The sequence below is a fragment of the Bacillus sp. FSL K6-0042 genome (assembly GCF_038006685.1).
In the GTDB taxonomy this organism is placed as follows: Bacteria; Bacillota; Bacilli; order Bacillales; family Bacillaceae_G; genus Bacillus_A; species Bacillus_A pseudomycoides.
The window spans coordinates 3,430,556-3,443,714 of sequence record NZ_JBBOVS010000001.1 but is presented as its reverse complement, the minus strand read 5'-3'; the positions used below and the strand labels follow the sequence as shown (position 1 = coordinate 3,443,714).

12 protein-coding genes are annotated in these 13,159 nt (G+C 32.6%); all 12 read right to left on the bottom strand.

The genetic code is table 11. The annotated features are described in order from the left end of the window. Window positions 1-18: 18 nt before the first annotated feature. The 12 genes from MHH45_RS17615 to MHH45_RS17560 all read right to left on the bottom strand — a co-directional run bounded on the left by MHH45_RS17615 (window position 19) and on the right by MHH45_RS17560 (window position 13,083). On the bottom strand, window positions 19-1,212 hold the full coding sequence (locus MHH45_RS17615) for a glycosyltransferase (protein ID WP_088093745.1): 1,194 nt from the start codon (window positions 1,210-1,212) through the stop codon (window positions 19-21). A 12-nt stretch (window positions 1,213-1,224) separates the two neighbouring features. Continuing rightward, window positions 1,225-2,415: a glycosyltransferase gene (locus MHH45_RS17610; protein ID WP_088093744.1), complete on the bottom strand. Its 1,191-nt coding sequence runs from the start codon at window positions 2,413-2,415 to the stop codon at window positions 1,225-1,227. Window positions 2,416-2,428: 13 nt separating this feature from the next. After that, window positions 2,429-3,589, bottom strand: a complete 1,161-nt coding sequence (locus tag MHH45_RS17605) for a polysaccharide pyruvyl transferase family protein (RefSeq protein ID WP_016131140.1) — start codon at window positions 3,587-3,589, stop codon at window positions 2,429-2,431. Between the two features lie 18 nt (window positions 3,590-3,607). Continuing rightward, window positions 3,608-4,639, bottom strand: a complete 1,032-nt coding sequence (locus MHH45_RS17600) for a glycosyltransferase (protein WP_077294176.1) — start codon at window positions 4,637-4,639, stop codon at window positions 3,608-3,610. Between the two features lie 241 nt (window positions 4,640-4,880). After that, window positions 4,881-6,083, bottom strand: coding sequence for a glycosyltransferase (locus tag MHH45_RS17595; protein ID WP_077294179.1), 1,203 nt, complete (start codon window positions 6,081-6,083; stop codon window positions 4,881-4,883). Between the two features lie 90 nt (window positions 6,084-6,173). Then, the gene (locus tag MHH45_RS17590) at window positions 6,174-6,791 is read right to left on the bottom strand and encodes an acyltransferase (RefSeq protein ID WP_016112639.1); all 618 of its coding nucleotides are present in this window, start codon (window positions 6,789-6,791) and stop codon (window positions 6,174-6,176) included. After that, a complete protein-coding gene (locus tag MHH45_RS17585) occupies window positions 6,784-7,551 on the bottom strand; it encodes a glycosyltransferase family 32 protein (RefSeq protein WP_016131144.1) in 768 nt (255 codons plus the stop codon). Before MHH45_RS17585 ends, MHH45_RS17590 begins: the two co-directional genes overlap by 8 nt. A 60-nt stretch (window positions 7,552-7,611) precedes the next feature. Further along, window positions 7,612-8,679 (bottom strand): EpsG family protein, encoded by a 1,068-nt coding sequence (locus MHH45_RS17580; protein ID WP_077294185.1) that lies wholly within the window; start codon window positions 8,677-8,679, stop codon window positions 7,612-7,614. A 152-nt stretch (window positions 8,680-8,831) separates the two neighbouring features. Beyond that, window positions 8,832-9,734: a glycosyltransferase family 2 protein gene (locus MHH45_RS17575; RefSeq protein WP_016112642.1), complete on the bottom strand. Its 903-nt coding sequence runs from the start codon at window positions 9,732-9,734 to the stop codon at window positions 8,832-8,834. Window positions 9,735-9,762: 28 nt separating this feature from the next. After that, window positions 9,763-10,875, bottom strand: coding sequence for a glycosyltransferase family 1 protein (locus tag MHH45_RS17570; protein ID WP_016112643.1), 1,113 nt, complete (start codon window positions 10,873-10,875; stop codon window positions 9,763-9,765). Window positions 10,876-10,886: 11 nt separating this feature from the next. Then, window positions 10,887-11,954, bottom strand: a complete 1,068-nt coding sequence (locus tag MHH45_RS17565; RefSeq protein ID WP_077294188.1) for a glycosyltransferase — start codon at window positions 11,952-11,954, stop codon at window positions 10,887-10,889. Then, entirely contained in the window at window positions 11,917-13,083 is a 1,167-nt protein-coding gene (locus MHH45_RS17560; RefSeq protein ID WP_016112645.1) for a glycosyltransferase family 4 protein, read from the bottom strand. The genes MHH45_RS17565 and MHH45_RS17560 overlap by 38 nt, the downstream gene beginning before the upstream one ends. Between the last annotated feature and the right edge of the window lie 76 nt (window positions 13,084-13,159).

Below are 13,159 nucleotides of genomic sequence, written 5' to 3'. Positions count from 1 at the left end.
TATTTTTAAACGCTACACTTAACTGTTTATTAAATTATACAAATGATTCACTTCATCCTCTGTCCCTAATTCTTCTTTCTTGAGATTATCGATAAACTTACTTCTTAATTTTTCTTCTTTTATTAATAACTCAAGATGATTTGCCACTGACATAGGGTTCATCTCTGCAATTACTCCATTGATATTATTTCTTATATGATTATTAGCTGTCTCAAAATTAGTAATTAATATTGGTTTTGCCAGTATTTTTGCCTCATCTATAGAAATAGATTTCCCTTCATATCTGGATGTCTGTATATATATATCTGCTTGCTTTATGTATGGATATGGATTTTCTTTTATACCTAATAAAATTACTCTTTTTTCTAGTTTTTCTTCCCTTATACGTCTTTCAAGTTCTTCTCTTACGTTGCCTTCTCCAATCAAATACCATTTAAGATCGTACCCTTTTTTTACGAGTATATTAAATGCTTCTAAAGAGATATCTAATCCCTTTTCTTTAGCCAATCTTCCTACCGAAATTAATGATATACTTCTATCGTTCTCTTCTTTAAAATCAACTTTCTCTAATGACATTTTCCTTATCATTCTTGAAGAAACTATATTGTGTATACATCCAATTTTCTTTCTATATTCAGGGAAATTATCCCTTAAAATATTAACTAACTCTTCTGATACAGTCACTATATGATCTAGTTTACCAAAATAAAATTTTTCTTTACTATAATCAATCCCCAATTTATTATAATCCGTGTGTATCCATCCAATCTTTTTTTTCGCGTTTACCTTGTCTACACAGAAATATATAGGGTTTTTTTCTTGAAATCCTATCGCTACATCATATTCCTTATTAATTTCATCTATTGATTTCGACATGTATTTCCATATTTTTTGTTCGATTATAGCTCCATTCGTTTCTGTCTTAGCCAGATACCCTAATACTCCTCTAGAAAATGTCGTTTTAAAATCTCCTATTTTCATTAATTCTGTCAAAGACTTTTTTATAGGCATATCAAAATATTTATACTTTATTGGTTCAGGTAATAGAGTGACTTCTTTTGGTAACTTATTTATAAATATTCCTTCATGCTTAAATAAAAATAAATCCACTTTGTATTTAGAATAATCTATAACGCCCAATAAAGAAATTAGGGCTTTTTCAGCCCCACCACAATTTAAATTATTCATTATAAATAATATGTTTTTTTTCATGAACCTCACCCATTATAGAATTTCATATAACTTATATATTTCTTCTTCCGTTCCTAATTTCTCTTTCGAAAGGTTATTTGCTAATTTTTTTCTTAATTCTGTATCTTTTATAAGCCTCTCAATTCCTTTTGCAATAGCCTCCGGCTTCATATCTACAATTAATCCATTTATTTCATTGTCAATTTGATCTTTCGCGGTACTAAAATCAGTAACAAGTATAGGCTTATTCAATATTTTCGCCTCATCAATTGCTATAGATTTCCCTTCAAATTTAGATGTCTGTGCATAAATATCTGCTTGTTTTATATACGGATAAGGATTAGATTTTAATCCTAACAATTTGAAATTGTTTTCTAATTTATTTGCTTTTATCAAATTAGTCAGTTGTTCTCTTTCCTCGCCCTCGCCTATAATATTCCACTTTACTTTATACCCTTTATCTATTAGTTTCTTACAGGATTCTATAGCCATTTCAAAGCCTTTTTGGTAGTGCAGCCTACCTACTGAAAGTATAATAATTTCATTATCTTTCTTAGTATAAACATCCTTATTTTCCTGGTTAGCCATTTTATGTATCATTGTCGGTGATACAATATTATAAATAACGCTTATCTCATCTTTTTGATTAGGAAATCTGTTTTTTAGGATATTGGCACACTCTTCCGATACTGTAACTATATTGTTTAGCTTTCTGAAGTACAAAGCATCAAAGTTCGAATCCATCCCTAATTTATTATAGTCAATATGTACCCATCCTATTTTCTTATGTGCTTTCACCTTATCTACACAAAAATATGTAGCGGTTTTTTCTAAAAACCCTATAGTAGCATCATACTGTTTCTCAATTTCATTTAAAGACTTAGCGATATATTTCCAGCTGTATTGTTCCTTTATCGATGTATTTTTTCCTGCTCTATTCTTTATGGTGAACATACATCTATTATAGGCTAGTGATATTTCTCCTTTTAATAAAAACGTTTTGACCGATTTAAACAGAGGTAAAGTAAACGTCTTATATGTTTCTGGTATAGGTAAAATTTGTACATCTTTTGGTACAAATTCCATAAATATACCTTCATGGTTAAACAAAAATAAATCTACATTATATAACTGATAATCTATTTGAGATAATAAGTTTACTAGACTCTTTTCTCCACCACCAGCAGATAGACTAGGCATAACAAATAATAATTTTTTTTTCATAATATACCTCGATTTACTTAGCTAATTCTTGTAAGTATTCTACCGCTTTATATGACATTTTTTTAATATTAGGCATAGTTTGCTCTAGTTTGCTCTTCAATTGATCTTCTTCTCTTACCATCTCATCGAATTTAGCTTTTAATTTATTACTATTAGATATTTCTTCTATATTTAAGACTAATTTCTCTTCCCCAAATAAGTCTTTAGCTATTCCCTTCGATTTTATACTGTATCCCAATACCATAGTTGGAACACAATTTGAGTAAGCCGCTATCGTGGCATGTGTTCTAGCTCCTATAAAGAATCGCATCCTAGCTATATACCCTTTATATTGTATTGCATTTAAATTGTTTGGTAATATAATTACCCTACCTGTATTTTTAAATTCCTCATAATATGTATACAGAACTTCATAATCGTTATTCCCATCCTGCATAACATGCGGTGTGAGAGCAATTGTTGAATCTGTAGTATCTAGTATATGGTTAATTAAATCTCTTACTGCAACTTGTGAATCCTTGTTTCTATTCCATACAAGTGGACTAAAATTAAGACCTATTGTATTGCCCTCTTGCCATCCTTTAGGTAATTCCAGCTCTTCTTTCTCCATGGTAAATGCAGGATCTGCACACAATTTAACGTTATTAAGTCCCTTGTTTTTCAACATATTATAGGTAAGAGTTTCACGAGCTAATATTAAATCAAACTGTTTTAAGTCTCCTAACTTTCTCTCAGACATATCCTCTTCACCTATGGAACATCCCCATAACACTAACTTCTTTCCTGCTGCTTTTACTTTTTTATTTATTTCATACAATGCAGGCTGTTCCCCGTAACAATAATTATCTCCACCTATAGATAAACATACATCCATATTCTTTATATGTTTAATTATATTATCTTCCATTTTAGCTATTGCATAAGATTCATCATTAAACAATTTTACTTTAAGTAAAGCCATCCACCAATCGTATGAGTACTTCGCTATATTCTTAGTAGAACCATCATATATTCCATCTAACTTTGTTATAATCTTATCTGTTTCAGGCTTACTTGATACCAAATATATCTTTGTTTCATCTACCTTTTCTTTTATGATATTAGTAGAGGAACGAACAATAGCCTCACATCCCCTATTAAGACTTCCACCATGGGCAAACATCATAATTTTCATACTTAAACTCCCTCACTATTATTTATTTCTGAATCTACTGTAAGCTGTAACGCAATACAGCCCAACAGTTGATTGTCTCTTTATTAAATTTATTATTAACCGCTCATATCTTCCTAGCTTGTTATAAATTTCACTATAATATATAGGTAGTGCCTCTCTCACATGTTTATTTCGTATCATACTTTTTACGTATTTATACCGCTTATTGAAACTTACATCTTTAGATGGTGTAAAATAAACATGTATATAGGACATTACACTATTAATAAACTTTATTGACCTTAATTTACTTATTCTTACTCTATCAATTTTATCAGTATATATTTGGGGTAATTCCATAGTATATACTTCTACAGCCCTCTGAAAATAATCTTTTTCGGATATGTTTCTGGTAGCACTACCAGCTACCTCCTTGTAATGGTAACCTACATAATCTACATATTTCATACGAGTTGCAACACTAAAGAATTCAACGTTAAACATTCCATCTTCTCCCAATGCAATTCCGCTTGGGAATTTAACGTTATTTTCTTTAATTAAATTATTTCTATAGATCTTATTTACAACAGTATTTAAATTATCTGCCTTAAGGAAATAAGGTAATACTTCTTGCTCTATATAATCTTTTTCAAGAACAATATCTATAGGAAATGGATATGTTGTAATTACCTTATGCCCTTCCGCCTCGCCCTTAAAATTTGATATAACTACATCACAATTACTTTGTTTTACTGAGTTATATAGTGTTTCATACATATCCTTTTCTATACAATCATCAGCATCAACAAATCCCACATATTCTCCAGCGGCTAAATATAAGCCCTTATTTCTTGCAATACTTACACCTTGATTCACTTGATTTATAAGTATTATTCTGTCATCTACTTGTTTATATCCCTCAATGATTTCTCTGCTATCGTCTATCGATCCATCATTAATAAATATAAACTCACACTCTTGGAGTGTCTGATTTAAAAGTGACTCTATGCACCGAGTGATATATTTCCCTGCATTATAAACTGGTATTATTACACTTACTTTTTGGCTCATGCCTAAATCACACCTTTACGAGAAATCTCTTACGCTATCATCATAAATACACCTTTATTGTTGTCTCCTATACTTGATGTATTGATTGTTTAGGCGCCTATAAAGTAAAACTTTAATTAGTGGGGGTTTTCTTCATCCCCCACTAATTATTAGTTGAACGAATCGGGCTTTTACGGGCAGTTGATCCCCCACCTAACTCCTTTGTTTTCGCCGAACTTTGAGGTGGAGGTCTTACTACCCGTTAATGCGGGATAACTTTATATAGCTTATTCAACTCAGCGTTATTACTGTAATCTCTATATCGCAAATTATTGATTAATGTTTTCCTTAGTTCATCATCTCTATAGAAACTTTCGATGCCTTCGACTAACCCCTCTACACTTGAATCACATATAATGCCCTCAATTCCATCATCCAATTGGCTGGCTGCAGTAGGATAATTAGTTATCAATATAGGCTTTTCAAGGATTTTAGCTTCCGTAACCGTAACTGCCTTTCCCTCATATCTGGACGGCTGAACGTATAAATCACATAACTTCATATACGGATATGGGTTGGTTTGTTTGCCTAATAGTATAAAACTGTCTTCTAACTGTTGTTCCTTTATCAATTCCTTAAGGTTAGATTCATCCGATCCGTATCCTATGACATACCATTTTATATTGTTTAACCCCTTATTATGTAATGCTTTAAGGGCTTTTATAGCAACATCAAACCCTTTCGCATATGACAACCTTCCAACCGATAAAATATTAAAAGCACTGTTACTTTGTTTATTAAAACTTACAGTATCTTCAGCCATCTTCTGAATAAATTTGGGTGAAGTAATATTTTCTATTTGTAAAATTTTATCTTTTAGCGATGGATATACAGTCAAAAATGCTCTTGTGCATTCATCTGATATAGATGCTATGTAATCAAACTTATTCCACATAGCAAAATCAATTTTATTATCAATTTCTAGTGTGCTATAATCTGTGTGAATCCAAGCTATCTTCTTATCAGCACTTACAGTATCAGCTAAAGGATCATGTGGCCATGCGTAACTAATCGCAAAGTCATACTTTTTTTTCTGTTTAGGCAAAAAATATGCTGCATACTTTGACACAAGCTGCATCTGAATATATCCCGAACCTTCCTTTAACTGTCTTTTTTTTGATATTCTCCCTGCCATATACTTACTTATTATTCTTGTGATTCCTGCCCCAAAATATCCTTCACGTATACATTGCACAATTGACTTCCTAAAGACGGTATATCCACCTATTTGTGGTAGTAAGTTAACTTTATTAGGTACTAAATTTAAGAACTCTCCGGTATGATTAAATATCAATAAATCTATGTTGTATGTATCATAGTCGAAGCTTTCCAGCATATTAATTAAGCTTCTTTCTATTCCACCAATTTCCATATCATAGATAGAGATTAAAACATTTTTTTTCATACGCTTCCTCACGTTCATGTTTTGTTTTGTTTTGATGTAAGTAAATGAAAGCAATCGCAGTATATGAATTCATATGGAATAAACTTTTTATTAGCTGCTTAAACTAGTGCGATCAATACACATATTCTCTCTTTTATTCACAAATAACGTATTAGAAGGAATATGCCCTTTTACAACACTTCCGGCGGCTATTACGGTATTATCGCCTATAACAGTATCCTTCAATATAACTACATTAGAACCAATCCAAACATTCTTCCCTATCTTTACCTCACCTTTTACCAGATGGCTATCTGCAGGGTTTTTATAATTATGGTCGTGGTCATTAATACACACATTTGGCCCTATCTTTGTACTTCTTCCAATCGATATTCTATTTACACAGTTGATATTACAGTTATCATTAATAAATACTTTTTCTTCTATATCTAATACTCCGTCAAAATCCAGTCTAATGCTGGCATTCTTTCTTACAAATACAAACTTTCCAATATTGACTTTTGAACGCTTATTGAAAATCTCAATCTTGCTATTTGCTTGAAGAAAAAAGATTGAACACTTTATATTACGAAAATATATTGCCTTATAGAAGGCACCTCTTAATGCACCAATTACATGTGAAATATTCATTAGTATAGTAAAGTACAGTCCTCTATTACGGCTTTCTGCAACTATCGTTTGAACTATTTTCTTGAATATCTTAATCATGTGTATTCTCCTTAAAAGCTTCTTTTCCTATCACATATTTTCTTAGCCTAGCAATATTATTTCCACCTATTATTTTCGCTAAAATCAATTTTATATTACCCTTGATTCTTACTTTAGGAGGCAACCAGCTTTTATAAAAATGATGCATTGCATATGTATTTTCAGTTATAAATTTTCTGCAATTGATATAATCATATGGAGAAAAATAAGTTTGTGGATAAAAAGCTCCCATACCGCTTATTTCTTGATATTCTCCATTTAATTTCAATCCTGCATTTTTTAGTATATTAGTTACAACCGCCACATTGGTTAAATCATCATGTTTTCCATCCTCTTTGATGAATCCTTTTCCTTCATATGAATCCAAAAACATTTTGATCAGCTTATTTCCTTTCATAGCTCCTATAGTACTTGTCGCTATGTAATTTTCCTGTTCAAATCCCCAAAATGAATCATGATGGAGCATATTATCAAAAGGTTTGAATACCTCTACATCGGTATCTAAATAAATACCTCCAAACTTATAAAGAACATATACTCTTACATAATCACTTACAAATGCAAATTTTTTCGCATCATAAGCTTCTTTGACATATAAGTTACATTCTATGTCAAAATTATTTTCATTCCACTCAATAATTTCATATTCTGGGAGGTTCTTCTTCCAGCTATCTATACATTTTTGTACGATCTCAGGTTTCTCTCCACCACCAAACCAACAATAATGTATGATTGATGGAATTTTCCTCACGTTCTCCAATTGATACACGCTCCCCGTTATGCTTAAATTTATACTTAAAAGTAGGGGTTACTGAAAAATCTATAAAGATATATATTTACTTGTATAAATGATACCTAAACTTATTACACTCTCGTAAAAATAATAAATGAGATAACACAATAAAAGTCCGTAATATACGAAATTTCTATCCTTTTTAGAAAATAATACAACAATCCATGAAATTAAAATTAATTGATATAAACTGAAATAAATGGTGAATCTTGCAAATATCCAATTTTGCGTTGAAATAATCATGAACACTAAACCAATTAAAGACATGTTTACAATGTAATCACTTTTCGGAAAGACTTCTCTTAATTTTTCTCTTCCAAGATATGCAAGAACTATTGGCACAGCACTAACTGCAACACGTAATACGTTTGCTCCTCCCTCTGCAAAGTCCTTGTAGTGTCCATACTGAGTTGATTCTAATGCCGAGAACAAAGCTGATGAGAATTGGTTAAACCCAATTACTATAATGACCGAGAAGAACAGCAATACGTACGTATCCCATGCCCAAGCCCTTCTCCTAACCAAAAAGTAAATTGGAATTAAAACAAGCGCTGACTTATGAATCATAGCTGCTAAAAGTACAATTAAAATATATTTTTTCCAATTTCCATTAAAAATATATTTTGTGGCCAGAAAGACAATAGATGCTGCTAAAAACTGCCTGATTCCATTCATGGAAACTAAATACATTCCACCTGTAATATATACAAATAAGGCTAATTCAAACATCCGGGAGTATTTATAAAGAGTTATTACAATTAATACATTTGTCACTAAGGCGACAAAAAATACCATTATCTGCGGATCTTTTGAGAAGTGTTGCAGAAACATCTGTAAAAGATCAAACCCAAAATCCCCTGAGAAATCAATATTGCTCCAACTGAATTCATTGTGGGCATAGGAATACATGTAAAAATAAGTATCACCAATATTGTTTCTAAGTCCCGATACAATAACAAGAGATGCCATTGCCAAGAAACTAAGCATTTTATTTGGTTGAACCGGAACGATCCCATTGCTCATGCTCTTTGCAGAATATCTTGAAAAAAAAGATAAAATGTAAACTACAAAAAGGTTTATCCATAATATAGTCATTCCATAACTCCTTCCACGCAGCAAACAAGCAAGTAACTTAGACATGCAAAAGCACTGAAGAAAATAGATATATTTACACATAAATATATTAACAGATTCATTAGCCAATTATTACAAGCTTACACAACAATTACCGGTATATCTTCAGCTTCTTAATGGCGCTTCGAAACGGTTTTATTACTTGTATTCTGTATATAAAGATAGAGAAGAATCCCGAAAGGTATCGCCAGGAAAGTAGTACCCTTACATGGTGATTCTTTAAGAAAAGCATAATTTCTAATCATCAGATTACTAGATACATAATGTATGGATTCTCGAAATCTCTCCTTAAAAGAAGGAGCATACTGCATAGCAACCTTTCTGAAGAATAAAAAACCACGCGGATTTTTCTTATATTGTTTAATCATGTTCATGCTTGAACCATCATCTAAATATTCCACATGGCATAAGACTTCGTTCATAATGAGTAAAGGACATTGTTGATCAATTAAAATATACTTATAACTGAGCGGACAGTACTTTTCTCCTGAAAATATAGGATATGGCAAAGAATTTCTTGTCAATTCCGAACGATAAACTAGTTTCTTATCGCCTCTAACCCCATGAAGACCATACAAGCCTGATAATGTGGAAGATTTAACATTAGATGGCATTTTAGTTCCAATGATCTCTCCATTCTGTTTCGCATCCAATCCGACTATTCCAGCAAACTTCTTACTTCCATGTGTCTTCCAAAATGAAGCAATCTTTTCAACAGCATCTTCAGCCATATAATCATCCGAGTCTATACAAACATTTAACTCTGTATCAATTAATTCATAAGCGGTATTGTGTGCTCCGTGCATACCTTGATTTTCTTGGTAATGATAACGAATGGGAACGACATCTTCTGCAATCCACGTATCAATAAGTTCCTTTGTGTTATCAGTAGATCCATCATCAATGATTAACCAAATAAAATCTTTACATTTTTGCCTTTTTAAACTTTCGTAACATAAATGAAGGGTATATGCACGATTATATGTAGGCGTAAAAACGGTTAAGAGTGGTGTCATTGCAAACCCTCCTGCATCAAGTTTTTTATTATTTATAGGCATGTGCATAATAGTAATCTGTCAGCCAGTTTGCCATAGTAGCCGTATCATAACCCATATTTTGCATTACATTCGTTGTATCCTCATGCTCTAATGATGAGGAAAGAATAGAATCTGCCCATAATTCCGTTGAACTCTTTAAGCTTATAAATTTCATTCGGTCAGTCAAGTTAGATTCACTAGTAATTGCATCAGACACCACACAATTTAAACCAGCAGCCTGTGCTTCCACTAGTACAACTGGCAAGCCTTCAAAAAGCGAAGGAAAAAGAAAAATATCAAATCCTTGCATCAATTGCGGGATATCGGTTCTAGTTCCTAGAAATCTGACCTTAGAAGACAAACCTAAGTCAGCTACCTTTTTTTCAATGCTTGGGCGTAGGGTACCCTCTCCTATGAGAGTCAGTATGGATTCTGGGTTCTTTTTATGTACAGCATGAAAAATATCTATTAAGAATTCATGATTCTTTTGCTTATTAAATCTTCCTACATGCCCTATAACTAACGTATTATCATTTGCCCCAATTTCTTCTCTTACTTTATTTCTTTTACTTTCATTATATTTAAATTCTTCAACATTCACTGCGTTATTTAGAACTGTTACTTCATTAGAATTTGTCTGTTTCTTTCCAAACAACCATTCTCCTGCTTTTTTCGAACATGCAAAATATGCAGTCGGATTGTCTTTCATTGTGAACCTTGCATATAGTCGAAAAGGAAGTTTTATATCAATACCTAAATCACTTAAATGACTATGCGCAATACGACACGGAACACCTGCATTTTTCGCTGCTCTTAATACAAAACTACTGTTCTCATTGATATGGGAATGTACTACTTTATATTCAGGATTAGTAGCAAAGAACTCTTTGAGTAATTTAAAATAACGGCGATAATTTCCAGGTCGTATCTGTGGCATTCGATAAATCTTCCCGCCAAGCTTCATTATTTCATCATCATAATGTCCCTTATCTGTTCTATGTACCATAAAATCAAATTGAATCTTACTACGATCTATTCTTCGATAATAATTCATCAACATAGTTTCAAGCCCGCCGCGATTCATGACGGTAACTACTTGAAGTATACGAATAGGTTTCAAGAGTACCACTCCTATCTCATCATCTTTCTGAGTGAATCTATTGCCACTAACATAAAATAATACCCTGCGGTAAACCTATATTTTACGCAAAAGTAAAACGCCTTCCAAACAATAGGGAAGTGATTCATCTCTAATTGTTTAAAAGAACGCCTTATCCGATTATCATTTAGTATTTTACTTAATCTGTTAAATTTCGTTAATGGAGATATGCGATTACTTTTACTCATTGTATTTAAGCCAAGTCCAAGCGTATTAAGACAAATACGATTATTTAAAGCTAATCGAAAATTTCCTGATAGCTGCTTATCTTCTAAAAATTGCTCGATTATGTCATAAAGGTTAAACCATTGATTCATCAATTCCGGTTTGTAATTAGACGTGACCGAAGCTGCATTTGTCTTCCAGTAATGATAAAAAGGCTTATTTAAAAAAACAAATTTATCAACATAATAAAATGTCTGTATATTAAATAATGAGTCCTCATTTGTACCAATAAAACTTAAATCCACAAACTGAATCGCGTTTTCTTTAATAACCTCAGAACGATAAAGCTTTGACCAAACGGTTCCCCAAGCATCTAAGAATTCTGGGTTTCCTATTTCTTCATCTATAGGACCGATTAAACGTCTCATTACGTTTACTTTAATTTCTTCGCCTTCATAACAAACTTTTTCAGGAAGATCAAATTTCTTCTCTTTTGAATGACTTCCAAATTCACGAGTATATGTACACATAACAACGTCTGCCTTACCTTGAACTGCTTCCTTATACAAGGTTTCATACATTTCCATGTCTATCCAATCATCCGGATCAACAAACCCAATATATTCTCCGCTCGCGGTTTGAATACCTGCATTTCTTGCTGAAGAAACACCACCGTTTTCTTTTTCAATCACTATAATTCTTTTATCTTTCTTTGCGTACTCATTAAGTATACCTGCACTCTTATCTGTTGAGCCATCGTTTACCATAATGATTTCGATATCTTCAAGTGTTTGTGACGTTAGGCTGTTTAAACATCTTCCTAATAAAGTTTCAACATTATAGACAGGAACTATTATACTGATTTTCGGTTTCATCTGTTTCCTCCAGAATGTATTTCCCATAAATAGAACTCAATTCAGATTCAACTTGAACAATCGAATATTTATGCATTTTCTGTTTGCTTTCAATACCCATCTTTACAAGTAAGTCTTTTGATTTGTTCATCTCGAGTACTCTTAAACCAAACATTTGAGCATCTTGATTGGAAATGATATAGCCATTTACTTTATCTTCTACAAGTTCCAAATGTCCTCTGTTCTCACTTGCAATTATCGGTAACCCACAAGCCATGGCCTCCATAATATTAACCGGCAGACCTTCGCGGAGACTCGATGCAACCGCAATATCGCAGGCGGATAAAATTTTCGAGATATCATTCCGATAACCAAGAAAGTCCACCATTTCAAATACGCCAATTTGTTTCGCCAAATCTTTACAATCCTCTAGTAAGGGACCATTTCCGGCCAATAGAAGCCTTGCGTTTGGGACACTATCCTTTATTAAAGCCAATGATCGAATCAAAAATTGTTGATTTTTATTTTTATTAAACTCAGCCGCATAGAACATCAAGAAATCAGTGGGCTTATATCCCATCTCACTCCTCAGACAAAGCTTTTGAATCTCATCAGCTGGTTTAAAGTATTCTGTGTCTACTCCCACTCCGTGTACTTGTTCAATTTCAGCTGCTTTGAAACGCCGCTGAACAGCCAGGTCATAGTCCTCTTGATTTATCGTGATAAGGCAGTCTGTGTAATTTGCCATTACTTTTTCAATAGGATAATATAATAACCAATTTATTAGCGGGGCACCTTTACAAAAGTGGAATCCGTGAGCAGTATATAAAACCTTTGTTCCATATTTTCTAGCATTTCTTGCCGCCAAACGTGTAAGGGCTCCCCCCATTGGTGTATGGCAATGAATAATTTTATATCCATTTTTATCAATGATAGCTTTCAACTCTTTATAAGCCTTAATGTTCTTGGGCTGCAAAGGTGATCTTTGAATAGAAAGTTCATACTTCTTATCCACGTATGGAAGGTCCATGTTGCCGGCAGCAGCAACATGAACTTCCCATCCCTGTTCTTTAAACCATTTCATATACGGCAAGTGAAATGCTTTAAAATGAATATCTACTGTTGCACAGAACAATACTTTATTTCCCACATATATCACCCTACACTCGTTATAATCTGTCTAACCAGTCTGTAACCTGTACATACTTCATTTTTCTAAATAGTAA

Coding starts and splice junctions, on each gene's coding strand:
- MHH45_RS17615 (WP_088093745.1), bottom strand. CDS start 1,212: ATGAAAAAAAACATATTATTTATAATGAATAATTTAAATTGTGGTGGG.
- MHH45_RS17610 (WP_088093744.1), bottom strand. CDS start 2,415: ATGAAAAAAAAATTATTATTTGTTATGCCTAGTCTATCTGCTGGTGGT.
- MHH45_RS17605 (WP_016131140.1), bottom strand. CDS start 3,589: ATGAAAATTATGATGTTTGCCCATGGTGGAAGTCTTAATAGGGGATGT.
- MHH45_RS17600 (WP_077294176.1), bottom strand. CDS start 4,639: ATGAGCCAAAAAGTAAGTGTAATAATACCAGTTTATAATGCAGGGAAA.
- MHH45_RS17595 (WP_077294179.1), bottom strand. CDS start 6,083: ATGAAAAAAAATGTTTTAATCTCTATCTATGATATGGAAATTGGTGGA.
- MHH45_RS17590 (WP_016112639.1), bottom strand. CDS start 6,791: ATGATTAAGATATTCAAGAAAATAGTTCAAACGATAGTTGCAGAAAGC.
- MHH45_RS17580 (WP_077294185.1), bottom strand. CDS start 8,679: ATGACTATATTATGGATAAACCTTTTTGTAGTTTACATTTTATCTTTT.
- MHH45_RS17575 (WP_016112642.1), bottom strand. CDS start 9,734: ATGACACCACTCTTAACCGTTTTTACGCCTACATATAATCGTGCATAT.
- MHH45_RS17565 (WP_077294188.1), bottom strand. CDS start 11,954: ATGAAACCGAAAATCAGTATAATAGTTCCTGTCTATAATGTTGAAACT.